The following is a 24,195-nucleotide window of genomic DNA, read 5'->3' on the forward strand; positions in this document are numbered from 1 at the left end:
CGGGCCCCTTCGTCATGCCGTGGGTGCGGCGCGCGCGGAGCGTCCCGCTCGTCTACTCGTCCTCGTCGTCTTCGTCGTCCAGGCGGGCCAGCCAGGTGGCGAGGCGTTCCACCGGGACCTCGAAGTCCGGGTTCAGATCGACGAAGGCGCGCAGCTGCTCGGCGAGCCACTCGAAGGTGACCTCCTCCTCGCCGCGCCGCTTCTCCAGCTCCTCGATGCCGCGATCGGTGAAGTACAAGTCGGGCTCCGTGCGGTGGTCGGGTGTTCGGGTGTGTCCCGTCAGGATAATCCGCCGGTCCGCCGGGCCGGACCTGACCGCTTTCCGCCGTTCGTGGAGCCCCTCTCCAGGGCAGGGATGGAGGGTCCGCGGCGGGAGGTATGAATGGATCACCCCGAGCCGAGCGACGGCGTGCTGCGGGCACTCGGTTCCACCGAGCCGTCCGCCGAAGGGACCGCGCTGGTGTGCGGCGTACGGCGGGCCCGGCGGCTGCGGCTGCTGCGGGAGCTCGGGGAACTGCCCGGAGCCCGCTCCGGGGAGGCGGCCGACCGCTGGGCCCTGCTGGCGGAGGCCGGGCGCCGCGACCCCCGGGCGGCGGGCGACGTGGTGCACTATCCGGCCACCGGGGTGTGGGCCGAGGAGACGCTGCGGCGGCTGCGCACGCGGCACGGACCGCCCGCCGACCTCGGACACCTCGGGGCGCTCGCCGCCGCCGCCGCGCTGCGCGCCGGGATCGGCTTCAAGATCACGCTGCGGCCCGCGCACGGACGCCTCGTCCTGCCCACCCTCGGACTGCTGCGCCCGGACCGGCCCGGCCCGCTCGCCCTGACCGAGGGCTCCTGGGACCCCGGCCACCCGGAGGCGCTGGCCCTGCACGCGCTGCCCGACGGGCGGACCGCCCTCGACGACCTGGACCCGTACCGCGCCCCCGGGACGGTGCCCGCCGCCCGGCGGCTCACCCCGAAGGGGCACAAGCGCTGGGACACCCAGTGGTCCGGGGCCCTCACCCTGCTGCGGCGCTACGACACCGCCCGCGCGGAGGAGGCCGGGCTGCTGCTGCGCTGCGTGGTCCCGCTGTCCGGCAGCGCCCGGTCCTACGGCGGGACCCTGCCCGTGGCGGCGGGCTCCGTCCTGGCGCGGCCGCAGCCGCCGCCCGCGCTGGCCGCGACCCTGGTGTTCGAGGTGCAGCACGGGAAGCTGGCGGCCCTCGCGGAGGCGGTCCCGCTGCACACCGCCGACCGCTCCGCGCGGTACTGGGCGCCCTGGCGGGCCGATCCACGGCCGCTGGAGGGGCTCCTGCGGGGCGCGTACGCGCATCTCGGGCTGGCGGGCTACTGGCAGCGCGCGGCGCTCTACGGGGCCAGGGGGGCCTGGGCGCAGCACGCACGGGTGCGGGCTCAGGTGGCCGCGGTACTGCCCGTCTTGGACGCCTGCCCGGAACTCACCGCGGGCGGGCGGGTGTTCGTCGCCTCGATGGTGGCGGCCGAGCAGGCCATGGACGGTGTGGGCTCGCCGGGTACGCGGTACGCGGTGGCCCGCGGGGTGGTGGAGCGGGCCCGGGCCGATTGGTGTGAAGCCCACCCGAACCTGGTTCCGTACGCGGCTGGCTGACGGGGCGACCGCTGCGCGGGGCGGAGTTCCCCTACCCGCCCTTCCACCGTTCCCTGGGCTCCGCCCAGACCCGCGCCTCAAACGCCGGCGGGGCTGGATTTGGCTGATGCCCGCAGGGCAGATTCAGCCCCTCCGGCGTTTGAGGCGCGGGGTTTGGGGCGGAGCCCCAGGAGCCGGGCGGAGCGGGAAGCCGGAAGGCCCGGGCCCCTCGGTGATTCGAGGGGGCCGGGCCTTCCACTGTTCGGGCAAGCGCAGTGCTCAGGCCTCGAAGACCTCGTTCAGGAGGAGCTGCTGCTCCGCCTGGTGGCGCTTGGCCGAGCCGACCGCCGGGGACGAGCCGTGCGGGCGGGAGATGCGGCGCAGGCGCTCGCCGGCCGGGATGTCCGCCCCGACCGCCAGGTCGAGGTGGTCGATCAGGTTGAGGGCGATGAAGGGCCACGCGCCCTGGTTCGCCGGCTCCTCCTGGGCCCAGATGTACTTCGCCGCGTTCGGGAACTTGGCGATCTCCGCCTGGAGTTCGGCACCCGGGAGGGGGTAGAGGCGCTCGATGCGGATGATCGCCGTGTCGGTGATGCCGCGCTTCTCGCGCTCGGCCTCCAGGTCGTAGTAGACCTTGCCCGCGCAGAAGACGACCTTGCGGATCTCGTTCGGATCACCGGCTCCGGAGGAGACGCGCGTGTCGCCGATGACCGGACGGAACGCACCGGTCGTGAACTCCTCCGCCTTCGACGCCGCGGCCTTCAGGCGCAGCATCGACTTCGGGGTGAAGACGATGAGCGGCTTGTGGTGCGGGTTGTGGACCTGCCAGCGCAGCAGGTGGAAGTAGTTCGACGGGAGGGTCGGCATCGCGACCGTCATGTTGTCCTGCGCGCACATCTGCAGGAAGCGCTCCGGGCGGGCGGAGGAGTGGTCCGGACCCTGGCCCTCGTAGCCGTGCGGGAGGAGGAGCGTGACGCCGGACGTCTGGCCCCACTTCTGCTCGGCCGAGGAGATGAACTCGTCGACGACGGTCTGCGCGCCGTTGACGAAGTCGCCGAACTGGGCCTCCCAGAGGACCAGCGCGTCCGGGCGGGCCAGCGAGTAGCCGTACTCGAAGCCCATGGCCGCGTACTCGGAGAGCAGCGAGTCGTAGACGTTGTAACGGGCCTGGTCGTCCGACAGGTAGAGCAGCGGGGTGTAGTCCTCGCCCGTCTCCCGGTCGATGAGGACCGCGTGGCGCTGGCCGAAGGTGCCGCGGCGGGAGTCCTGGCCGGACAGCCGGACCGGGGTGCCCTCCATCAGCAGCGAGCCGAAGGCCAGGGTCTCGCCCATGCCCCAGTCGATGGTGCCGTCGTCGATCATCGCCGCGCGGCGCTGCAGCTGCGGCAGCAGACGCGGGTGGACGGTGACCGTGTCCGGGATGTTGACCTGGGCCTCGGCGATCCGCTTGACGACCTCCTGGGAGATCGCGGTGTTCACGAAGACCGGGAACTCCTGCGCGACCTGCGCGGGCGCCACCGGGGCGACCGCGGGCTGCGTGGCGGCCTCGCGGACCTCCGCGAAGACCTTCTCCAGCTGGCCCTGGAAGTCCTGGAGCGCCTGCTCCGCCTCTTCCAGCGTGATGTCGCCGCGACCGATGAGGGACTCGGTGTACAGCTTGCGCACCGAGCGCTTCTTGTCGATCAGGTCGTACATCAGCGGCTGCGTGAACGCCGGGTTGTCCGACTCGTTGTGACCGCGGCGGCGGTAGCAGATGAGGTCGATGACCACGTCCTTGTTGAACGCCTGGCGGAACTCGAACGCCAGGCGCGCGATGCGGACCACGGCCTCCGGGTCGTCGCCGTTCACGTGGAAGATCGGCGCCTCGATCATGCGGGCCACGTCGGTCGCGTACATCGAGGAACGCGAGGACTCCGGGGCGGCGGTGAAGCCGACCTGGTTGTTGATGACCACGTGCACGGTGCCGCCGGTGCGGTAGCCGCGCAGCTGAGACATGTTCAGCGTCTCGGCGACGACGCCCTGGCCCGCGAAGGCCGCGTCGCCGTGCAGGGCGACGGGCAGGACCGTGAAGTCCGTGCCGCCCTTGTTGATGATGTCCTGCTTGGCGCGGACCACGCCCTCCAGGACCGGGTCCACCGCCTCCAGGTGCGAGGGGTTCGCGACGAGCGAGACCTTGATCTGCTCCCCGTCCAGGCCCGTGAAGGTGCCGTTGGCGCCCAGGTGGTACTTGACGTCGCCGGACCCGTGCATGGACTTCGGGTCGAGGTTGCCCTCGAACTCGCGGAAGATCTGCGCGTACGACTTGCCGACGATGTTCGCGAGCACGTTCAGGCGGCCGCGGTGGGCCATGCCGATCGCGACCTCTTCGAGGCGGGCCTCGGCGGCCGAGTCGATGACGGCGTCGAGCAGCGGGATGACGGACTCGCCGCCCTCCAGGGAGAAGCGCTTCTGGCCGACGTACTTCGTCTGCAGGAAGGTCTCGAAGGCCTCCGCCGCGTTCAGCCGGCGCAGGATCCGCAGCTGCTCCTCGCGCTCCGGCTTGGAGTGCGGGCGCTCGATGCGGTCCTGGATCCAGCGGCGCTGCTTCGGGTCCTGGATGTGCATGAACTCGACGCCGGTGGTGCGGCAGTACGAGTCGCGCAGCACGCCGAGGATGTCGCGGAGCTTCATCATCGACTTGCCGGAGAAGCCGCCGACCGCGAACTCGCGCTCCAGGTCCCACAGGGTGAGGCCGTGCTCGGTGATGTCGAGGTCGGGGTGCTTGCGCTGCTTGTACTCCAGCGGGTCGGTGTCGGCCATGACGTGGCCGCGGACCCGGTAGGAGTGGATCAGCTCGAAGACGCGGGCGGCCTTCGTGACGTCGTCGTCGTGCGAGGCGTCGATGTCCCGGAGCCAGCGGACCGGCTCGTACGGGATGCGCAGCGCCTCGAAGACGTCGTCGTAGAAGCCGCTCTCGCCGAGCAGCATGTTCGCGACGATGCGCAGGAACTCGCCGGAGGCCGCGCCCTGGATGACCCGGTGGTCGTAGGTCGAGGTCAGGGTCATGACCTTGGAGATGCCCAGCTTGTTCAGGGTGTCCTGCGAGGTGCCCTGGAACTCGGCGGGGTAGTCCATGGAGCCCACGCCCATGATGACCGACTGTCCGGGCATCAGGCGGGGCACGGAGTGGACGGTGCCCAGGCCGCCGGGGTTGGTGAGGGAGACCGTCACCCCGGTGAAGTCGTCCATCGTCAGCTTGCCGATGCGGGCCCGGCGGACGATGTCCTCGTAGGCCTGCCAGAACTCGAAGAAGTTGAGCGTCTCGGCCTTCTTGATGCCCGCGACGACGAGCTGGCGGTCGCCGTTGGGCTTCACCAGGTCGATCGCGAGGCCGAAGTTGATGTGCTCCGGCTTGACCAGGGTCGGCTTGCCGTCCTTCTCCGTGAAGGAGTAGTTCATCGACGGCATGGCCTTGATGGCCTGCACCATCGCGTAGCCGATGAGGTGGGTGAAGGAGATCTTCCCGCCCCGGGCGCGCTTCAGGTGGTTGTTGATGACGATGCGGTTGTCGAACAGCAGCTTCACCGGGACGGCGCGGACGGACGTGGCCGTCGGCACTTCCAGCGAGGCGTTCATGTTCTTGACGACGGCAGCCGCCGGGCCGCGGAGCGTCACCAGGTCGGGGCCCGTGGGGGCCTCCGAGGTGGGCGCGGCGTTAGGCGCTCCGGTGGAGGCGGTGCTTGCACCGGGGGGCGCGGCCTTCTGGGGGGCTACGGCGGGGGCTGCGGCGGGAGCCGGAGCCTGGGAGGCAGGGGCAGCCGGTGCGGCGGCGGCCGGGGCCTGGGAGGTGACAGTCACAGCAGGGGCACCAGAGGGGGTGGCAGGTACAGGGGCAGGTGCTGGCACGGGCGTCGTGGGCACGGCGCCGGGGGTGGCCGGCGTGGCCGCCCCCGTGACGACGGCGTCGGAAGCCTGCGGGGTCGCGGCGGTGACGGGGGTGGCGGCCTGTGCGGAGGCGCCGTCCGTCGTCGTCGCGGCGGGGGGAGCGGGCCGGTCCGTGGGCTTATCCGCCTTCACCGGAGCGACAGCGCCACCCGGCTTGTAGTCGGCGAAGAAGTCCCACCAGGCCCGGTCGACCGAGTTCGGGTCCTGGAGGTACTGCTGATAGATCTCGTCGACGAGCCACTCATTCGCGCCGAAGCCTGGGGCGGGGTTCTTCCCGCCTTCTCCTGCTTCGGTCGTGGTGCTCGAGTTACTGGGGGACTGTGGCGACACGGCGGCAACCGCCCTCTTCCGCTTCACAAGGTATGGACAGCGGGAATAAAGGCTACGCCTCCCGGGCCGTGAGATGCAGACCGGGCGGGACTTACGTCGCGCAGGTCACATCGAACGGCGGGTTTCACCACCTGGAATGGCGGGAAACAAGCGTGGTTCGGGCAGGAGGCACCGCGGTTGCGGCCCCCTGGCTTCGCACCCCTGACGGACCCCGGCGCATGTGGCCGAGATCATGTCCTTCCCACTCGAACCCTACGTCAACCCGGCGCCTGCGAGCTGCCCGGAAGCGTGACGAGGATGCGGCAGCCCCGTGACGATTCGGCCACCCCGATGTGCCCTCCGTGCAGGCCGACCGCCCACCGGGCGATGGCCAGGCCCAGGCCCGTGCCGCCGTCGCCGCCCCTCGCGCTGCCCCGGTTGAACCGCTCGAAGACCCGGTGGCGCTCCGCCTCCGGAATTCCGGGACCTTCGTCCCGGACCTCGAGAACCAGGCCCCCGGGCGCGTCGCCCGCCCGGGCGTGGACCGTGACCCGGCCGTGCGGGGGGCTGTGCTTGACCGCGTTGTCGATCAGGTTCGCCACCACCTGGTGCAGCCGCTCGGCGTCCGCGTACGCCGTCAGCTCCGGCGGGGACACGTCCAGGTGGAGGTGGACGTCGTTGCGGGTGTGCCCGCCCGAGCCGGAGGACAGCCCCGGCCGGCCGGCGGCCGCCAGGCCCGATTCCTTCAGCACCCCCGACAGGTACGGCCACACCTCGAAGCGGCGGGCCCGCAGCGGCACCACCCCGTTGTCGACGCGGGAGAGGTCCAGCAGGGTCTCCACCAGCCGGCCGAGCCGCTCGGTCTGCTTCAGGGCCGTGCGCATGGTCTCCGGGTCGGCGGCGGAGACCCCGTCGACCACGTTCTCCAGTACCGCCCGCAGGGCCGCGATCGGAGTGCGCAGCTCGTGCGAGACGTTGGCGACGAGCTCCTTGCGGTGCCGGTCCACCGCCTCCAGGTCGTCCGCCATCAGATTGATGGTGGCGGCCAGGTCGCCCAGCTCGTCGCGGCGGCCCGCCCCGCGCACCCGGCGCGTGTAGTCCCCGTGCGATATCGCACGGGCCACGGTGGTCATGTCGTCGAGCGGAGCCGTCAGGCTGTGCGCCACGAACTGGGTGATCAGCATCGAGGCGATCACCGAGAACACCGTGATGAAGCGCACCTCGGTGGCCGTGCGCAGGGCCACCATCAGCAGACCCGTGGTGATGAAGACCGACACCACCACGAGCGTGCCCAGCTTGGTCTTGATCGAGAACGGCGAGAAGGGCCGCAGCCCCCCGGGCGGCCGCTGCCCCGGCGGCCGGTGGCCGCTCACGGCTGCGCCGGGGTCTCCAGGGCGTACCCGACGCCGTGGACCGTACGGATCCGCTCGGCGCCGATCTTCCGGCGCAGCGCCTTGATGTGGCTGTCGACCGTACGGGTCCCGGACGCGTCGGCCCAGTCCCACACCTCGGCGAGGAGCTGCTCCCGCGAGAGCACGGCCCGCGGGGTCCCGGCCAGGCACACCAGCAGGTCGAACTCCGTCGGCGTCAGGTGCACGTCCTCGGTGTGCACCCGGACCCGGCGCTGCGCGTGGTCGATCTCCAGATCGCCCAGGCGCAGGGTGGCCCCGCGCGGAGCGTGCGCGGCCAGGGTGGCCCGCTCCACCCGCCGCAGCAGTACGTGGACCCGCGCGGCCAGCTCGCGCATCGAGAAGGGCTTCGTCATGTAGTCGTCGGCGCCGACCCCGAGGCCGACCAGCATGTCGGTCTCGTCGTCCCGGGCGGTGAGCATCAGCACCGGAACGGGCCGCTGCGCCTGGACCCGGCGGCAGACCTCCAGGCCGTCGAAGCCCGGCAGCATGACGTCCAGGACCAGCAGCTCCGGAAGCCAGCTCTCGGCCGCGGCGACGGCCGCCGGCCCGTCCGCGGCCGTCTGGACCTGGAAGCCCTCGGCGCGGAGCCGGGCCGCGATGGCCTCCGCGATGGTGTGGTCGTCCTCGACGACGAGTACCCGGCGCTGCGCGCCGGGGGTGGCCGCGGCGCCGTTGTGGGTGGTGGTGTGCGTCTGTTCCATGTCCCGCCCCTGAAGATCCCGCGTGGTAGGGGTGCAGCGTAGAGGAGCGGCTGAGCTCCGGCTATGACGGGTTCCGCATGCGGGTCCGCTGCACGGGGGCTCTGCCCCCGGACCCCTGCTCCTCAAACGCAGGCGGGGCAGGATTTTTGGCCGGCGTCGGCCTGTACGCGTACGCCCCGGCGGGACCGGGTCGCCCGGAGGGCGGTCCCGGCCCCGCAGGGCTACAGGGTCAGGCCGTGCCCGTGCGGGAACACCGGGTCGGCGGTGTCGTTCGGGACGTCAGGGCGGGAGGCCGCCACGGCCGCCATCGAGCGCGGGAGCTCGAAGGGGAGGCGCCCCTCGGCGGCGGCCCGGCCGAAGGCCACGTCGAGGAGGGCGGCGTCCGAAGCCCCGTAGTCCGCGATCAGCGCGGCCGCCCGCTCCGCGATCTCGGGGATCACCGCTGCCCGCTCCAGGTTGATGCAGACCAGGGTCGGGACGGTGTCCAGGAGGGACAGGATCTCGGCGAGCTCCTCCTCGGGGAAGGCCAGCGAACCCGAGTGGAAGAAGGACTCGAAGATGTTCGTGCGCGGCTCGTGCGGGGTGCGCAGCCGCAGCACCGCCAGGTCGGCCTCGGCCGGGTCGGACACGATGTCCCCGTACGCCGCCGCGACGTCCGCGTCCACGTCCTTGACGTACAGCTTCGGCCGGCCGGAGACCGGCAGGGTCTCCCCGGTGTTGGTGAGCACCGTCAGGGAGCGCCGCTGGACCGCGGCGCCGGCCGCCGCGAAGTCGGCGCGGCCGACCGTCTCCGCCGCCGCGTCCGGGTCCACGTACGGGTTCTCGAACAGGCCGAGGACGAACTTCTCGCGCAGCAGCCGGCGTACGGAGGCGTCGATCCGGGCCTCGGGGACCCGGCCCGAGCGGACCAGCTCCACGACCACCTCGGGGCACTGCTCGCCGCCGAACTGGTCCGCGCCCGCCTCCAGCGAGCGGGCCGTGCGCTCGGCGGTGGTCAGGTGCTCCAGGCCCCAGGCGCGGGCCGGGTGCTTCTCGCCGAAGATCACCGAGTCCGTGAGCAGCCCCCAGTCGGTGCAGACGATGCCCCGGAAGCCGAGCTCCTCGCGCAGCAGGCCGGTGACGACGCCCTTGTTGAAGCCGAAGGCGACCTCTTCCCAGTCGGTGCCGATGGGCTGGCCGTAGTACGGCATCATCTGCGAGCAGCCGGCCGCGATGGCCGCCTTGAACGGCTCCAGGTGGTGCTCGCGCATCCCGCCCGGGTAGATCTGCTCCTTGCCGTGCGCGAAGTGCGGGTCCTCGCCGTCCTTCTGCGGGCCGCCGCCCGGGAAGTGCTTGACCATCGCGGAGACCGAGGCCGCGCCGAGCGTCTCGCCCTGCAGGCCCCGTACGTAGGCCTGGACGAGCTCGCCCGTCAGCTTCGCGTCCGAGCCGAAGGTGCCCGACTGACGGGCCCAGCGGGGCTCCGTGGCCAGGTCGATCTGCGGGTGCAGGGCGACGCGGAAGCCGACGGAGAGGTACTCGCGCCGCATGATGTCGGCGAACTCGAAGACCAGCTCCGGGTCGCCGATCGCGGCGAGGCCGAGGGCCTCGGGCCAGGCGGAGAAGGCACCGGCGTTGAAGGAGGCGCCGATGTTGTCGGTGAAGGAGTGCCGGGGGTCGGTGGACAGGGTCACCGGGATGCCGAGGCGGGTGCCGGCGGCCATCTCCTGGACGGCGTTCTGCCATGTCGCCATCTCGCGGGCGCCGTAGCTGCCGAGGAGGTTGAAGTGGGTGAGGGAGCGGCCCTCGATCAGCTCGGGGGTGGTGAACGGGAGGATCGAGCCGTCGGTCTCGGTGACCGGGGTGCCGTCCGGGTTCATCATCAGCATCGAGTGGAAGAGCTGGCCGGCCTTCTCCTCCAGGGTCATGCGGGAGAGCAGGTCCTCCACGCGCTGGTCCGCGGGGAGGGAGGCGTCCCGGTAGGGGAGGGGCGCGGGGCCGGTGGGGATGCTCGGGGTGGCCGGGGTGGCGTTCATGGCAGGGCTCCTGAGGAGGTCGGTCGCGGGGGCGGGCGGGGGAGCGTGCGCGGGGGAGGCCGCGGGGACGGCGGGCCGCTGATCGGTCGGAGAGCCGGGGCCGGCTGCCCGGGCGGCCGCGGGCCCGGTCGGGAGGGCCGTCACTTCGCCGAGCGGATCAGCTGGACGAGGGCGGCGCCGTCGGCGGCCGCGATGCCGCCGACGAGGAAGAGGGCGCCGTAGTTACCCCCTCCTCCGATGGCGAGGGCGAACGGCGCGAGCATCGGGACGAGGGACTGCGGGAGGGCGTCGTGCGGTGACCGGTGCGGTGACCGGCCCGGCCGGATCGGGGCGGTCGGTGGCGTCGAGTGCGCTTCCGGGGTCCTGCGTGAGCGGCATGAGGGCTCCAGCGTCTCCGCGCCGGCCTCGTCGCCGACCGGGCGGTTTCACCGTAGGCGCGAAAACCACGCACCCACTAGGTTTTCGCGTGGTGAGCTGGATCACTCCATCGGGATGGCCGGAAACAGTCGGGTTTAGGGTGGTCCGCATGGCACAGGACAAGGGCCGAACGGCCCCCAAGGCGGCGGCCGCCCGGGGCGGCTACGCGGTGGGCGACGCCCGTCGCCAGAAGATCCTCGACACCGCCGTCGAGCACTTCGCGCAGTGGGGCTTCCACGCCTCCTCGCTCGCCCGGATCGCCCATGACTGCGGGATCACCCAGGGCGGCCTGCTGCACCATTTCCGCGGCAAGGAGGACCTGCTGCTGTCCGTTCTGGCGCAGAGCGAGCAGCACGACGTGGAGCGGCTCTTCAGCGGGCCCGCCGAGGAGGCCCCCCCGGTCGCCGAGCACTTCGCCGCGGTGGTCGCCCTCGCCGAGGAGAACACCCGCCGGCCCGGGCTCGTCCGGATGTACAACACCCTGGTCGGCGAATCGGGGAACCCCGGCCACCCCGCGCACGCGTACTTCCGGCAGCGCTACGACCGGGTCCTCGGCTACAGCGTCGGCCTGCTCCGGGCGGGCGTGGCGCGCGGGGAAGTGCGGCCGGACACGGACTGCGAGGCCGTCGGCCGCGAGACCATCGCGGTGATGGACGGGTTCCAGATCCAGTGGGTGCTGGACCCGGAGGGCGTGGACATGGCGGTCCTGCTGCGCGGATACCTGGACCGGCGGCTGCGGGAGATCACGGTGGCGGGGACGGGGCTGTGACGGGGCGGTAGGGGGTGGCGGTGCTCGCTCGGCTCGCTCCGCTCGTCCGGCCTGCTCCGCTCGGTGCGTTCGACCTTTTCGGCTCAGCGCGGCTCGAAGGGCGGCAGGGCGCTCAGGACCCCCTTCAGGGGGCGCGGCAGCGTGGTCTGGGCGGCGGCGACCTCGTAGCCGCCGTGCCGGAAGGCGTACGTGAACGCGTCGGCGGCCGGCCGCTCGGGCATCGAGATCCGCGGCAGGCGGGGGAAGTCCGCCTCCCGGAGTGCGGTGCGCAGTTGCGTGAGGGCGGCTGCCGAGAGCTTGTCGTGGTCGACCGTCTCGGCCTTCGCGTTGAGCCGGAGGAACGATCCGTCACCCTTGATGATCAAGGTGCTGGTCCTTCCGGTGATGCCGCCGCTGCGGGTGACCGCGACGAGCGTCTCACCGGCGGCCGGCGGCGAGGCGCTGGGTGCGGGCGCGGAGGTACTGGGCGCGGGCCGCGGGGCGGGAGCGGTCGTTCCCGTGCCCGGGTCCCGGCTCTGGCCGGCGCTCTGACCGGCGGACGGCGTCCCGGACGGGGGGTTCGTGGCGGGGCCGGTTCCGGCGCCGGTGCCCGTGCTCGCGTTCGCGTTCGGTGTCGGTGAGGCTCCGTCGTCCGGCCCGCCGGAGGAGCACCCGCCCAAGGCCGCCACCACGGCCAGCGCCAGCGCCGCCGTCGCTGTCGCCCAGCCCACTCGCCCACCACGTGCTCGCACGCCCCACCCCCGCAGGTATCCGGCTCGAACCCCGAGTATGGAGTCAGCACCACCCGCACGGATAGCACTCGGAGGCCGACATCCGCCGCTTCGCCCTTTGGCGCTGGCTGCCGCCGCTCACCGCCGTCGCACTCGGCCTCTGGGGCCTCTCGCGGGGCGGCTCCATGTGGCGCGACGAGTCCGTCACGTGGCAGGTCGCGCACCGGCCGCTCGGAGAGCTCTGGGAACTGCTCGGCCAGGTCGACGCCGTACACGGCCTCTACTACGTGCTCATGCACGCGGTCTTCGCGCTGACGGGCGACGCCGGCGCCCCCGACTCCGGCCTCTGGGCCCTGCGCCTCCCCTCGGTGGCCGCCACCGCCCTCGCCGCGTCCGGCGTGGCCGCGGTGGCCCACCACCTCGCGGGGACGCAGCGCGGCGGGGGAGGGGGGTGGATGCGTGGCGTGCCGGGTGGGTCCGGGCGGGCCGGCGGCCGCGACCGGGCTGACCGGGCTGGCCGGTCCGATCGGCCGAGGGGCCCCGACGGGTCTGGTGACCCCCGGTCTGGTGACCCCGACCGGTCCGGCAGGCCGGGCGACCCCAACCGGTCCGATGGGTCTGCCGGGTCCGACGGGTCCGACCGTCCCGACGGGTTCAGGGACCCCGACGGGTCCGGGGGGTCCGGGGGGTCTGACGGGTACGGCGGGTCCGGGGACCCCGTCGGGTCCGGGGGGCCTCGGGGGTCCGGGTGGTCCTGCGGGTCCGGGGACCACGACGGGTCCGGGGACCAAGACGGGTCCGGCGGGTCCGGCGGGTCCGGGGACCAAGACGGGTCCTGCGGGTCCGGGGACCCTGTCGGGTCCGGGGAGTCCGGCGGGCCTGACTGGGCCGGCGGGGCCGGCGGGTCTGACTGGTCCGGTGGGCCCGAACGGCCCGACCGGGCAGGTCGGATCGCGTCGTTGGCCGGGGTCGGGTACGCCGTGTTGCCGCCCGTGCAGATGTACGCCCAGGAGGGGCGCTCGTACGCGCTCGTCGCCGCGGCCGTCGTCTGGGCCACGTACTTGATGCTGCGCCGGCGCTGGGCCGCCTACGCCGTGGTGCTGGTGCTCGGGTGCTGGCTGCACGAGTTCGCCGTATTGGCGCTGCCGGCGCACGCGTTCGCCGCCTGGCGCTCGCGTGGCTGGCGGCTCGCGGCCGCAGCCGTGGTGGCCGCCCTGCTGCCGCTCGCGCTGGTCAGCGCGCGGCAGGCGCAGCAGCAGTTGGGCTGGCTCGGGCGGCCGAGCTGGCAGGACTGGGCGGTGTACGGGGTCCTCGCGGCCGCCTCGCTGCTCCTGGCCCGGGGAGCCGCGCGGGAACTCGTACGGGTCGCCCTTCCGCTGGCGCTGCTGCCGCCCGGGCTGCTGCTCGCGGTCTCGCTGGTGCACCCCTGGTACGTGGACCGGTACGTCCTCTACGCGCTCGCCGGCTTCGCCCTCCTCGCGGGAGCGCGGCTCGCCGCGGCGCGGGGCTGGTGGGTGTGGCCGCTGGTCGGGGTCCTGCTCGTCCCCGTCGGGTGCTGGTCCGCGTGGCTGCGTACCCCGGAGAGCCGCAAGGACGACGCGCGGGCCGTGGCCGCGGCCGTCAACGAACTCGCGCGCCCGGGCGACGCGGTGCTCTTCCTCCCCTCGCGGCGGCGCGAATGGCTGCTGTCCTCGCCGGAGGCCTACGGAGCCCTGCGCGACCTCGCCCTGTCCCGCACCCCGGCGGCTTCGCGGAGCCTCCAGGGCGTGGAGCGGACTCCGGAGGAGATCCAGGCGGCCCTGCTCGACCCGGCCGTCGACCGGGTGGTCGCCCTGCTGGACCCGGTGGGGCAGCCGCTGGACGGCTACCCGGCCGAGGCGGTGAAGCGCCAGACCCTGGTCTCCTCCTTCGACCTGTGCGCGGTGGAGGACGTGCGCGGCGCCCGCGTGGCCCTCTTCGCCCGGCCGGGCGACTGCCCGTAGCTCTCGGCGGCGCCGAGGGTCCCGCTCCGGGGCTGCGGTTCCTTCCCCTGGTCCACCGGCCCGGTCCGGTCCCGCCGTTCCCCTCCCAGGTCCACTCCGCGGCGGGTGCGCGAGCGCGGTCTGCGTCGACCGGTCGGGCTCGCCTCCCGGCCGCCTGTCGTGGCAACGCGCGCCGAAAGCCGGAGCGTTCGCAGGAAGGGGGAACGCAGGAGGGAGGATGGGCGGCGGGCCGCCGACCTCACCGGGGCCCGCCGACTTCTGCCGGAGGTGCCCCATGGACGCAGCCCGCCCCCGCCCCGACTCCCTCGTGCCGCCCGGTCCGCTCGTCGATGGCGCCTGGCTCGCGGAGCGACTCGGCATACCCGGACTCGTCGTCTTCGACGCCTCCGTCGGGGCACACCGCGACACGGGCCGGCGGATCCCGGGGGCCCGCCCCTTCGACCTGGACGGCGCGCTGTCCGACCACACCGCCGCCGCCCCGCACACCATGCCCGGCCCCGCCGCCTTCGCCGCGGCGATGCGCGCCCTCGGCGTCGACGACGGCAGTACGGTCGTCGCGTACGACGGCGCCGGGATCTACTCCAGCGCCCGCGCCTGGTGGATGCTGCGCGCCATGGGCTTCGACCGGGTGGCCGTCCTCGACGGCGGGCTGCCGGCCTGGCTCGCCGCGGGGCGGCCGGTGGAGCAGCGCCGGCCGGAGTACGAGGGCCCGCACGGCTCCTTCACGGCCCGGCCCCGCGCCGGGCTGCTGGTGGACGCGGCCACCGTCTCGGCGGCCCTGGCCGATCCGGCCGCCGCGGTGCTCGACGCCCGGACCCGCGAACGCTTCGCCGGCACCGCCCCCGAACCCCGTCCGGGCCTGCGCGGGGGCCACATGCCGGGCGCGGTCAACCTCCCGTTCGGCGAACTGCAGCGCCCCGACGGCCTGATGCGCCCCGCCGCGGAGCTCCGCGCGGCCTTCGGGGCGGCGGCGGGAGCGCGGGAGCGGCTGTACTTCAGCTGCGGATCCGGGGTCACCGCCTGCGTGCTCGCCCTCGGCGCCGACCTCGCCGGGTACGAGGACCTCGCGGTGTACGACGGCTCCTGGAGCGAGTGGGGCACCCCGTCCCCGGACCGGCCGGTCGTACAGGGCAGTTAGGCAGTCAGCCCGAAGCCGGGCGGGATCCCGGACCTCCCGACAGCCCGCGCCGCCCCCCTGCCCGGCATCCCCGGCCACCGAAACGCCACGGCCGCCGCCCCTCCGGCTTCCGCCCCGTCCGCTCCTGGCCCGGCCTCTCCGGCTCCGACTCCGACTCCGGCCTCGGTCCGGCCTCGGTCCGGCCTCGGTCCGGCCTCGGTCCGGCCTCGGTCCGGCCTCGGTCCGGCCTCCGGAGAGCGCGGCCCTGCCCCGAACTCGCCTTCATACGCGGTGACCTGGGTTTTTCCCGTGTTCGCCCCCGGCGAACGGGTGTCGGGGAACATTGGGGCGCGCACATGCATTGAGTCGGCATAGCTCAACTTCACTGCCGGAGGGAACATCATGGCTTCGACGTCCGTAACGCTCACCCTGCCCGTGCTGCCGCTCGACGACGAGGTCGTGCTGCCCGGGATGGTCGTTCCGCTGGACCTGTCCGACGCCGAGGTGCGGGGTGCCGTCGAGGCCGCGCAGGCCGCTGCCGCGGGTGGCAAGCCGAAGGTGCTCCTCGTGCCCCGCATCGACGGGAAGTACGCCGCCACCGGCGTGCTCGGGACCGTCGAGCAGGTGGGGCGGCTGTCCGACGGGGACCCCGGGGCGCTGATCCGGGGGCGCGGCCGGGTCCGTATCGGGGCCGGGACGACCGGCCCCGGCGCCGCGCTGTGGGTCGAGGGCGAGAGCGTGGACGAGGCGGTGCCCGATCCGCTGCCCGGGGCCGTCGCCGAGCTCGTCAAGGAGTACAAGGCGCTCGCCACGAGCTGGCTCAAGAAGCGCGGGGCCTGGCAGGTGGTGGACCGGGTGCAGCAGATCGAGGGCGTCGGAGCCCTCGCGGACAACTCCGGGTACTCCCCGTTCCTGACCGTCGAGCAGAAGGTGGAGCTGCTGGAGACGGCCGACCCCGTGGCCCGGCTGCGGCTCGCGATCAAGGCCCTCAGCGACCACCTCGCCGAGCAGGACGTCGCCGAGTCCATCGCCAAGGACGTCCAGGACGGTGTCGACAAGCAGCAGCGGGAGTTCCTGCTGAAGCGACAGTTGGACGCCGTGCGCAAGGAACTGCGCGAGCTCGGCGGGGAGAAGGACGGGGAGGAGTCCGACGACTACCGGGCCCGGGTCGAGGCCGCCGACCTGCCCGAGAAGGTACGGGAAGCCGCCCTCAAGGAGGTCGACAAGCTGGAGCGCTCCAGTGACCAGTCCCCCGAGGGGTCCTGGATCCGCACCTGGCTGGACACCGTGCTCGAACTGCCCTGGAACGAGCGGACCGAGGACGAGTACGACATCCGGGGAGCCCGCGCCGTGCTGGACGCGGAGCACGCCGGGCTGAGCGACGTGAAGGACCGGATCACCGAGTACCTGGCGGTGCGCAAGCGCCGCTCCGAGCGCGGGATGGGCGTCGTCGGCGGGCGCCGGGGCGGGGCCGTGCTGGCGCTCGTAGGCCCTCCGGGCGTCGGCAAGACCTCCCTCGGGGAGTCCGTGGCCCACGCCATGGGGCGCGAGTTCGTCCGCGTGGCCCTCGGCGGAGTCCGCGACGAGGCCGAGATCCGCGGGCACCGGCGTACGTACGTGGGCGCGCTGCCCGGCCGGATCGTACGGGCGATCAAGGAAGCCGGGTCCATGAACCCGGTCGTCCTGCTCGACGAGATCGACAAGGTCGGCTCCGACTTCCGGGGAGACCCTGCGGCGGCGCTGCTCGAAGTCCTCGACCCCGCCCAGAACCACACCTTCCGGGACCACTACCTGGAGGTGGAACTGGACCTGAGCGACGTGGTGTTCCTCGCCACCGCGAACGTGCTGGAGTCCATCCCCGAGGCCCTCGCGGACCGCATGGAACTGGTCCGCCTCGACGGCTACACCGAGGACGAGAAGGTGGTCATCGCCCGAGACCACCTGCTGCCCCGGCAGTTGGAGCGGGCCGGCCTGGCCGCGGAGGAAGTGGTCCTGGAGGAGGACGCGCTGCGCAAGCTGGCGGGGGAGTACACCCGGGAGGCGGGCGTGCGCACCCTGGAGCGCTCCCTGGCCCGGCTGCTGCGCAAGGTGGCTTCCCAGCACGAGCTGGGGGAGCGGGAGCTGCCGCTGCGGATCGGCGCCGGGGACCTGCGGGAGCTCATCGGGCGGCCGCACCACGTACCGGAGTCCGCGCAGGACCCGGCCGAGCGGCGCACCGCCGTACCGGGCGTGGCCACCGGCCTCGCCGTGACCGGGGCGGGCGGTGACGTCCTGTTCGTCGAGGCGTCGCTGGCCGATCCCGAAACGGGTGCGGCCGGGCTCACGCTGACGGGCCAGCTCGGAGACGTGATGAAGGAGTCGGCGCAGATCGCGCTCAGCTTCCTGCGTTCGCACGGCGCCGAGCTGGAACTCCCGGTCGCCGACCTGAAGGACCGGGGCGTGCACATCCACTTCCCGGCGGGCGCGGTGCCCAAGGACGGTCCGAGCGCCGGCATCACGATGACGACGGCGCTGGCCTCGCTGCTGTCGGGACGGCAGGTCCGCACGGACGTGGCCATGACCGGCGAGGTCTCGCTGACCGGGCGGGTGCTGCCGATCGGCGGGGTCAAGCAGAAGCTACTGGCCGCGCACCGGGCCGGACTGACCACCGTCATCATCCCGAAGCGGAACGAGGCCGACCTGGACGACGTCCCGGCCGAGGTGCTGGCGGGGCTGTCGGTGCACCCGGTGACGGATGTACGCCAGGTCCTGGAGCTGGCCCTGGTCGCGGCCTCGGTCCCGGTGGCCGCCGCGGCCTGATCCGGAGGGCCGGCCCGATCCGGACGGCCGGCCTGCCGGGCATCCGGTCCGACCGGGCATCCCGGCCGACCAGGCATCCGGTCCGACCGGGCATCCCGGCCCGATCCGGGCATCCGGCCGGGCCGCGGGCCCGGGGTTTCCCGCTCCGGCGGGGCCCCGGGTCCCCGGCGTGCCCGCTGCGAAATACTGGTGGCCCACACACCAGCGAAGGAGCGGGCCGTGCACGGGACCGAAGACCAGGAGTTCCTTGCCCTGGAGCGGGAGCTGTCCGTCTTCCTCCGACGGGCCCGCGCCTCCTCCGGGGAGATGGCGCGCGAGCTGCACCCGGAGCTGGAACCGGCCGCGTACGGGCTCCTCGTACGGCTGGAAGCCGCCGGCCGGCAGCGGGCGACGGAGCTCGCCGCGTACTTCGGGGTCGGCAAGGCCACGATGAGCCGACAGCTCCGGGCCCTGGAGGTGCTGGGCCTGCTGGCCCGCGAGCCGGACCCGGCGGACGGGCGGGCCTTCCTGGTCGGGCTCACGGCGGAGGGCCGGGAGCGCTTCCTGCGGGTCCGGGGCGCCCGGCGCGAGCAGTACATGCGCAAGCTCGCGGACTGGGACCGCGGGGAAGTGGCGGAACTGGCGCGGCTCCTCAACCAGTTGAACGCGAGCGGGGAATAGCACCGGGGCCGGCGGGACCTCGGCGCCGCTACAACTCCGCGTAGGCCGCCGACGCGTCGTCGTGGCGCTTGCCGCGGCGGTGCGCTCGGCCCGGGTCCGATTCCAGCGTGCGGACCCGGTCGATCAGGGACTGCGCGCCCTCCTTGCGGAGCACGGCCAGGCATGCGGACCAGTCGCCCTCCCCGAAGGTGTCCGTCCACCGGCTGGCCCCGTCCGTGAGCGCCGCGAGCGCCCGTACCTCCGCACGCGGTGTCCGCCCGGTCACCGCCCGGGCGGCCACCTCCGGGTCCGCGGCGGCGGTGAAGAAGCCGCCCTCCGCGTTGCGCAGCGCGTCGGCGGAGGCCTCCGTACGCAGCCGCTCGCGCGGGATCCGGTCCAGCCGGTCGTCGAGGACCGCGCGCACCTCGCCTCCGGGTGCCTGGAGGAGGAGCACGGAGTCCGAGAGCACCAGGTGCTCGACCCAGAACTCGTCCCAGCGGACCACGACCACCGTCGCCTGCGGCGTCCGGACGTGAGAAAGGTCACACGTGTCGCGGTGGGCGTCCGCGGTGGCGCGGATGGCCTCGGCCAGGACCCGTTCGAGGGGCATGTCCCGGCGCGATCCGGACAGTTCGGTCAATCGGCCGCCCAGTCGTGCCGCGAACCACGGAACTCCGTGCACGCATCCGACCTCGCCCGGAGGCGGGGTGACCCCGTCGAGGGCGACCAGGACCCCGCCGCCCGAGGCGGGGATCGCGGCCGACATCCAGTCCTCGTTGGGGCGTTCCGGGTTGCCTGGCACGGAGGAGAGGTCGATGCGCATACGGACATTCTGCCCGCGCGGGGCCCGTGGGGGTCGGAGGGGTCGGGGAAGGTCCGGACCAAAGTGGGGCGGGTGGGGCGGGAAGGGACTGCCGGGGTCAGCGGTGTGACCCTCGACATGTGGGCGGGCATCCTGCCAAAAGCCGCATCGATCTTTCAACCACCCGTCCACGGAGGGGCTCTGACAGCCGATCGCCGAGTTGGCCGCCCGCTCTTCCGTGCTGTTCACTCCTTCGTGTGGCCGGGCGGGCGATGTGCGGCCCTCCTCCCAACTCGCTGCGAGGGTCTGAAGCGGTACGGCGGTACGGCGCGGCGGTACAACGGAGGCGGGGGACCGTCATACGGTGACCGGCCGTCACCCCGGCCCCACCAGGCAACGAGCACGAGCAGCACACGTAAACAGGATTGCGAGCACCGGTGCAGAAGAAGCGGCCTCGGAAGAACGGCACCGTCGCGAACGGCACCGCACCCGACGGCACCGCACCCGACCGACGAGCCCCCGACGGCCCGTTCGGCGCGACCGCTCCCGCAGGGCGCCGCGTCCGCGTGCGCCGCAGGCTGGTCATCGGGGTCGCCGTGGCCGGGCTCGCCGTCCTCGCGGCGGGAGCGCCCGCGGTCCTGTCCGCCTCGGCGGACCTGAAGGACTCGCAGCACCTGGTCAACCTCGCCGACCAGAGCCGGCAGACCCTCACCCTGGCCCACCTGCTCGGAGACGAGCGCGACGCCGTCACCGCGTACGTGGCCAAGGGCCGCCCTGGCGGCGCCCAGGGCGCGCAGGCCGCGGTCCAGGAACGCGCCGCGGGCACCGACCGCCAGCTCGCCGAGGTCGCCGAGATCACAGCCGACGCCGACGAGGAGCTGGCCAGGGCCCTGGGCCGGGTCGGCGCCGTCCGCGCCGAGGCCGTCCAGGGCAAGGACAGCGCCCTCGCCGCCCACCAGGCCTACTCGGGCGTCATCGCCGAACTCCTCGCACCGAGCGGCCGGCTCGCCGAGCTCACCCCGCCGCGCGCCGCGGACGCCCTCGTCACCACCCGTCCGCTGGCCCCCCTCGGGCAGGCCGTGGAGCAGGCCTCCGCCACCCGCGGACTGCTGCTCGCCGCGCTGTCCGTGCCGGGCGGAGAGCGGCAGCCGGGTGCCGCCTTCGTGGACGAACTCACCGCCGCCGCCCAGCGGGCGCATGTACGGGAGCAGGGCGCGCTCGACGATTTCGCGCGGGCCGCGCGTCCCGACGTACGCCAGAGCCTGACCGCCACCGTCACCGGACCCGAGGTCAAGACGGCCGACGACTACCTCAAGCGGCTCACCGACCGGCCCGCCCTCTCCGCCGCGGACCGCAAGCTCGACCCCGGCACCGTCGGACAGGCCCTCACCGCCCGCGTCGACCGGATGCGCTCGGTGGAAGCCACCCTCGCCGGCCAGCGCGCCACCGCGCTCGCTGCGCTGCGCGACGACGACGTGACCGCGCTGGAGGTCATGCTCGCCGCCCTCGGCGTGCTGTTCCTCGTCACCCTCGGCATCTCCACGGCCATCGCACGCTCCCTGACCCGCCCGCTGTCGGTCCTGCGGCGCGGCGCGGCGCGGCTGGCGACGCCGGAGGGCTCGGTGGAACCGGTCCGGTTCACGGGCCGCAACGACGAGTTCGCCGAAGTGGTGCGCCACCTCAACGCGGTACGCGACCAGACGGTCTCCCTGCACACCCGGATCGCCGGACTCGACGCCGACCGGCGCCGTCTCATCGGCCGCAACGAGGCGCTCGCGGCCGGGCGCGAGGCGCTGGAGGGGGAGCTCGCGCGGCTGCGGACGGGGCTGGAAGAGCACCGCCGCATCATGTCGACGACGTCCGTATCGCTGTCCCTGCGGACCCTGGGGCTCGTCGAACGCCAACTCGCCGTCATCGAGGAGCTGGAGTCCGAGGAGCCGGATCCGGACCGCCTCTCCACCCTCTTCAAGCTCGACCACCTGGCGACGGTGATGCGCCGCCACAACGAGAACCTGCTCGTCCTCGCCGGCCAGGAACACGGCCACGGGCAGGGCCTGCCGGTGCCGCTGGTCGACGTCATGCGCGCGGCGGTCAGCGAGATCGAGCGCTACGAGCGCGTCGACCTCGGGGTGCTGCCCTCGTACACGCAGGTCGCCGGGCACGCCGCCGACGACATCTCGCACGTACTGGCGGAACTGCTGGAGAACGCGACGACCTTCTCGCCGCCGGACGCCAAGGTGAAGGTGTCCGGCTGGCTGCTGGACTCCGGCGACGTGGTGCTGTCCGTCGTCGACGAGGGCATCGGGATCACCGGGGACCGGCTGGCCACGCTGAACGAGCGGCTGGCCACGCCGGACGCGTACGACGAGGAGCCCGAGTCGGAACACGGCCTGGGCCTCGGCCTGTACGTGGCCGGGCGGCTCGCGGCCCGGCACGGGGTCAGCGCCGAGCTGCGCACCACGCGGCACGGCGGCACGGAGGCCCTGGTCGTCGTACCGGCGGCGCTGCTGCCCGCCACCCCGCCGGCTTCGCCGGTCCACACCCTGGGCGCGCCGGGCGCACCCGCGCTGCACCTGCCCGGGGTGATCGCGGAGGCCAACGAGAACACCCTCCCCTCGCGCGTACGGGGCCCTGCCGCCGCCACGCCCGAGGCCCCGGCGGCTCCGGCCCGGCCGGAGCCCGCCCTTGAAGCGTCCCCGGAGCCGACCCCGTCCGCGCAGCCTCACCCGGCCCCGGAGCCGACCCCGGCCCCGGAGTCGTACCCGGCCTCGGAGTCGTACCTGGAGCCGGAGCTTTCGGCGGAGCCCGCCGCCCCGGCCCCGGAGTTCTCGGCCGAGCCGGCTCCGGCCGCGCCCGAAGCCGCTGCCGCGGAGCCGGCCGTCACGGCGGTCCCGGCCCCCGCCGCCTTCCCCGAGCCGGAGCCCGCGCACGAGACCGCGCGGGCCGCCGCCGCGGAGCCGCCCGCCCGGGTGGCCCCGGAGCCCGCCCCCGCGGCGTTCGAGCCGCCGGCCGGGCAGCTGCCGCCCACGGAGCAGGTGTTCCGGGTCCCGGCACCGGTCGAGGTTCCCGCCGAGCAGGTGTTCCGCGTACTGCCGCAGGCCCAGGCCCAGGCCGCCGCCCAGGCGCCCGCGGACGCACCCGCCGAGCAGGTGTTGCGCGTACCGCCGCAGGCCGATCCGCCCGCCGGCGCCCAGGCCCCGAACGGGCCCGAGCCGGAGGAAGTCCTCACCGACAAGGGGCTCCCCAAGCGGAGCCCCCGCGTGGTCGCCGCCGGACGCGGGGACGAGGCGCGCCCGGCGCCGGGCCGGGTGGACGCGGACGAGCTGCGCCGCCGCCTCGGCGGGTTCTACCGTGGCGCCCAGGACGGGCGCCGCGTCGTGGAGGCCGAGCTCGCGCACGCCCCCAGCCAGGACGCACCGCAGGACCCGCCGCAGGACCAGGGGCAGACCGACCGGGGGGACACCGCACAGGAGGCACGCACATGAACGCGCCCAGTACGTACGGACTGAGCACCCAGGCACGCAACCTTCAGTGGCTGCTGACCGACCTCGTCGAGGAGGTCCCCGGGGTCAACTCGGTGGCCGTCGTGTCCTCGGACGGGCTCCTCCTGCTGTCCTCCGATCCGGTGGCACCCGACACGCCTGCCGCACCCTCCACACCCGCCGGCCCCAAGGGCCCCCGCGGCGCGTCCGCCGATCTCGCGACCATCGTCTCCGGCCTCGGCTCGCTCACCACGGGCGCCGCCGCCCTGATGGACGGCGGCTCGGTCAAGCAGACGATGGTGGCCATGGAGCACGGTTCCGTGTTCGTCATGTCCATCAGCGACGGCTCGCTCCTCGGCGTACACGCCACGCCCGACTGCGACATGAGCGTCGTCGCCTACCACATGGCCTTGTTCGTGGGCCGCGCCGGCCACGTCCTGACCCCCGAAGTCCGCAGTGAGCTGCGCCAGTCGATGGAGAACACCCCGTGAGGAGTCCGGCCTCCGACCGGCTGCCGATACGCGGCGCCGATCGCCGTCCCGCCCGCGTACGCCCGTACTCCCTGACGGGGGGCCGCACCCGCTTCACGCAGGTCCTGCACGTGGAGACCTTCGTCGCGGCCCTCGACAGCAAGGTGTCCGAGCCGCAGAAGCCCGACCGGATGCCGGAGATGCCGGCGATCGTCGAGGTCTGCCGCCGCATGCGCACGATCGCCGAGATCGCCGCACTGCTGAAGCTCCCGCTCGGCGTGGTCCGCGTCCTGGTCAGCGACCTCGCCGACCAGGGCAGGATCCGTGTCTACGGCACCGGGCACGGCAGCGGCCGTCCCGACCGCGCTCTGCTCGAAAGGGTGCTCAGTGGGCTCCGCCGTCTCTGAAACCGGTCTCTTCTCCCCGAACGCGCACCCGAAGCCGGCCCCGGACCCGGACCCGAACGAGCGCGTACAGCCCTGGCAGTACGACCGCTCGCGCGCGCCCGTCGCCGTGAAGGTGCTGGTGGCGGGCGGTTTCGGGGTGGGCAAGACCACGTTCGTCGGTTCCGTCTCCGAGATCCGGCCGCTGCGCACCGAGGCGGTGATGACCGAGGCCGCCGCTCCGACCGACGACCTGTCGGCGACCCCGGACAAGCACACCACCACCGTCGCCATGGACTTCGGCCGCGTCACGCTCGACGACGACCTCGTCCTGTACGTGTACGGGACCCCCGGCCAGGAACGCTTCTGGTTCATGTGGGACGACCTGGTGCGCGGCGCCGTCGGCGGGATCGTCCTCGCGGACACGCGGCGGCTGCGCGACTGCTTCCCGGCGCTCGACTACTTCGAGAGCTGCGGGCTGCCGTACGCCGTGGCCGTCAACCACTTCGAGGGCACGCCTTCTTACGAACCGGAGGACGTGCGGGAGGCGCTGACCATACCGGCGCGCGTACCCGTCGTGATCATGGACGCGCGGCGCCGGGTCACGGTACTGGAATCCCTGATGACCCTCGTGGGCCACGCCCTCGACTCGACTCCCGAATAGAGGAACGTGCAG

At 73.7% G+C, this 24,195-nt stretch carries 19 protein-coding genes; 11 read left to right on the forward strand and 8 right to left on the reverse strand.

The features are described 5' to 3' along the window. Positions 1-52 precede the first annotated feature (52 nt). Positions 53-238 carry a DUF6104 family protein gene (locus AC6CKD_RS03840; protein WP_422524664.1) on the reverse strand — a complete coding sequence of 62 codons (186 nt, stop codon included), beginning with the start codon at positions 236-238 and terminating at the stop codon, positions 53-55. Positions 239-382: 144 nt separating this feature from the next. On the opposite strand from AC6CKD_RS03840, the gene AC6CKD_RS03845 reads away from it, so the two are divergent. Then, positions 383-1,609, forward strand: a complete 1,227-nt coding sequence (locus AC6CKD_RS03845; RefSeq protein ID WP_498325106.1) for an aKG-HExxH-type peptide beta-hydroxylase — start codon at positions 383-385, stop codon at positions 1,607-1,609. Between the two features lie 258 nt (positions 1,610-1,867). Here AC6CKD_RS03845 and AC6CKD_RS03850 read toward each other — a convergent pair whose 3' ends face one another. The 5 genes from AC6CKD_RS03850 to AC6CKD_RS03870 all read right to left on the reverse strand — a co-directional run bounded on the left by AC6CKD_RS03850 (position 1,868) and on the right by AC6CKD_RS03870 (position 10,212). Beyond that, positions 1,868-5,842, reverse strand: coding sequence for a multifunctional oxoglutarate decarboxylase/oxoglutarate dehydrogenase thiamine pyrophosphate-binding subunit/dihydrolipoyllysine-residue succinyltransferase subunit (locus AC6CKD_RS03850; RefSeq protein WP_498325107.1), 3,975 nt, complete (start codon positions 5,840-5,842; stop codon positions 1,868-1,870). A 257-nt stretch (positions 5,843-6,099) separates the two neighbouring features. After that, positions 6,100-7,194 (reverse strand): HAMP domain-containing sensor histidine kinase, encoded by a 1,095-nt coding sequence (locus tag AC6CKD_RS03855; RefSeq protein WP_478689519.1) that lies wholly within the window; start codon positions 7,192-7,194, stop codon positions 6,100-6,102. Beyond that, on the reverse strand, positions 7,191-7,934 hold the full coding sequence (locus AC6CKD_RS03860) for a response regulator transcription factor (RefSeq protein ID WP_330298546.1): 744 nt from the start codon (positions 7,932-7,934) through the stop codon (positions 7,191-7,193). The genes AC6CKD_RS03855 and AC6CKD_RS03860 overlap by 4 nt, the downstream gene beginning before the upstream one ends. Before the next feature lie 221 nt (positions 7,935-8,155). Continuing rightward, a complete protein-coding gene (locus AC6CKD_RS03865; protein ID WP_498325109.1) occupies positions 8,156-9,949 on the reverse strand; it encodes a glycoside hydrolase family 3 protein in 1,794 nt (597 codons plus the stop codon). A 140-nt stretch (positions 9,950-10,089) separates the two neighbouring features. Then, positions 10,090-10,212: a hypothetical protein gene (locus tag AC6CKD_RS03870; protein WP_498325110.1), complete on the reverse strand. Its 123-nt coding sequence runs from the start codon at positions 10,210-10,212 to the stop codon at positions 10,090-10,092. Between the two features lie 263 nt (positions 10,213-10,475). Between AC6CKD_RS03870 and AC6CKD_RS03875 the strand changes: the two genes are divergently transcribed. Next, a complete protein-coding gene (locus AC6CKD_RS03875) occupies positions 10,476-11,135 on the forward strand; it encodes a TetR/AcrR family transcriptional regulator (protein ID WP_498325111.1) in 660 nt (219 codons plus the stop codon). Positions 11,136-11,218: 83 nt separating this feature from the next. Here the strand turns inward: AC6CKD_RS03875 and AC6CKD_RS03880 are convergent, their stop codons facing one another. Then, entirely contained in the window at positions 11,219-11,500 is a 282-nt protein-coding gene (locus tag AC6CKD_RS03880; protein WP_498325113.1) for a hypothetical protein, read from the reverse strand. Between AC6CKD_RS03880 and AC6CKD_RS03885 the strand changes: the two genes are divergently transcribed. From AC6CKD_RS03885 to AC6CKD_RS03905, 5 genes are all read left to right on the forward strand, one after another. Continuing rightward, positions 11,490-11,666, forward strand: coding sequence for a hypothetical protein (locus AC6CKD_RS03885; protein ID WP_498325115.1), 177 nt, complete (start codon positions 11,490-11,492; stop codon positions 11,664-11,666). The two genes, AC6CKD_RS03880 and AC6CKD_RS03885, sit on opposite strands and share 11 nt — an antisense overlap. Positions 11,667-12,804: 1,138 nt before the next feature. Further along, positions 12,805-13,827: a hypothetical protein gene (locus tag AC6CKD_RS03890; RefSeq protein WP_498325116.1), complete on the forward strand. Its 1,023-nt coding sequence runs from the start codon at positions 12,805-12,807 to the stop codon at positions 13,825-13,827. Positions 13,828-14,101: 274 nt separating this feature from the next. After that, entirely contained in the window at positions 14,102-14,965 is an 864-nt protein-coding gene (locus AC6CKD_RS03895) for a sulfurtransferase (protein ID WP_498325117.1), read from the forward strand. A gap of 381 nt (positions 14,966-15,346) precedes the next feature. Next, the gene (lon, locus tag AC6CKD_RS03900) at positions 15,347-17,743 is read left to right on the forward strand and encodes an endopeptidase La (RefSeq protein WP_498325119.1); all 2,397 of its coding nucleotides are present in this window, start codon (positions 15,347-15,349) and stop codon (positions 17,741-17,743) included. A gap of 219 nt (positions 17,744-17,962) precedes the next feature. Beyond that, complete coding sequence (locus tag AC6CKD_RS03905; RefSeq protein ID WP_498325120.1) at positions 17,963-18,403, forward strand: MarR family winged helix-turn-helix transcriptional regulator; 441 nt, start codon at positions 17,963-17,965, stop codon at positions 18,401-18,403. 28 nt (positions 18,404-18,431) lie between these two features. On the opposite strand, the gene AC6CKD_RS03910 is transcribed toward AC6CKD_RS03905, so the two are convergent. After that, complete coding sequence (locus AC6CKD_RS03910) at positions 18,432-19,205, reverse strand: protein phosphatase 2C domain-containing protein (RefSeq protein ID WP_498325121.1); 774 nt, start codon at positions 19,203-19,205, stop codon at positions 18,432-18,434. Positions 19,206-19,621: 416 nt separating this feature from the next. Between AC6CKD_RS03910 and AC6CKD_RS03915 the strand changes: the two genes are divergently transcribed. From AC6CKD_RS03915 to AC6CKD_RS03930, 4 genes are read left to right on the forward strand one after another with little or no spacing between them, the layout of a single operon-like run. After that, positions 19,622-22,669, forward strand: coding sequence for a sensor histidine kinase (locus AC6CKD_RS03915; RefSeq protein WP_498325123.1), 3,048 nt, complete (start codon positions 19,622-19,624; stop codon positions 22,667-22,669). Next, on the forward strand, positions 22,666-23,157 hold the full coding sequence (locus AC6CKD_RS03920) for a roadblock/LC7 domain-containing protein (protein ID WP_498325124.1): 492 nt from the start codon (positions 22,666-22,668) through the stop codon (positions 23,155-23,157). Before AC6CKD_RS03915 ends, AC6CKD_RS03920 begins: the two co-directional genes overlap by 4 nt. Then, positions 23,154-23,543 carry a DUF742 domain-containing protein gene (locus AC6CKD_RS03925; protein ID WP_498325125.1) on the forward strand — a complete coding sequence of 130 codons (390 nt, stop codon included), beginning with the start codon at positions 23,154-23,156 and terminating at the stop codon, positions 23,541-23,543. The genes AC6CKD_RS03920 and AC6CKD_RS03925 overlap by 4 nt, the downstream gene beginning before the upstream one ends. Further along, positions 23,524-24,183 carry a GTP-binding protein gene (locus AC6CKD_RS03930; protein WP_498325127.1) on the forward strand — a complete coding sequence of 220 codons (660 nt, stop codon included), beginning with the start codon at positions 23,524-23,526 and terminating at the stop codon, positions 24,181-24,183. The genes AC6CKD_RS03925 and AC6CKD_RS03930 overlap by 20 nt, the downstream gene beginning before the upstream one ends. Positions 24,184-24,195 lie beyond the last annotated feature (12 nt).

The sequence above is a fragment of the Streptomyces sp. GQ60 genome, assembly GCF_059758875.1.

Excerpts from the sequence above, each read along its gene's own strand:
- AC6CKD_RS03845 (WP_498325106.1), top strand. The coding sequence starts at position 383 with ATGGATCACCCCGAGCCGAGCGACGGCGTGCTGCGGGCACTCGGTTCC.
- AC6CKD_RS03860 (WP_330298546.1), bottom strand. The coding sequence starts at position 7,934 with ATGGAACAGACGCACACCACCACCCACAACGGCGCCGCGGCCACCCCC.
- AC6CKD_RS03865 (WP_498325109.1), bottom strand. The coding sequence starts at position 9,949 with ATGAACGCCACCCCGGCCACCCCGAGCATCCCCACCGGCCCCGCGCCC.
- AC6CKD_RS03870 (WP_498325110.1), bottom strand. The coding sequence starts at position 10,212 with ATGCTCGCGCCGTTCGCCCTCGCCATCGGAGGAGGGGGTAACTACGGC.
- AC6CKD_RS03875 (WP_498325111.1), top strand. The coding sequence starts at position 10,476 with ATGGCACAGGACAAGGGCCGAACGGCCCCCAAGGCGGCGGCCGCCCGG.
- AC6CKD_RS03895 (WP_498325117.1), top strand. The coding sequence starts at position 14,102 with ATGGACGCAGCCCGCCCCCGCCCCGACTCCCTCGTGCCGCCCGGTCCG.
- lon (WP_498325119.1), top strand. The coding sequence starts at position 15,347 with ATGGCTTCGACGTCCGTAACGCTCACCCTGCCCGTGCTGCCGCTCGAC.
- AC6CKD_RS03910 (WP_498325121.1), bottom strand. The coding sequence starts at position 19,205 with ATGCGCATCGACCTCTCCTCCGTGCCAGGCAACCCGGAACGCCCCAAC.
- AC6CKD_RS03920 (WP_498325124.1), top strand. The coding sequence starts at position 22,666 with ATGAACGCGCCCAGTACGTACGGACTGAGCACCCAGGCACGCAACCTT.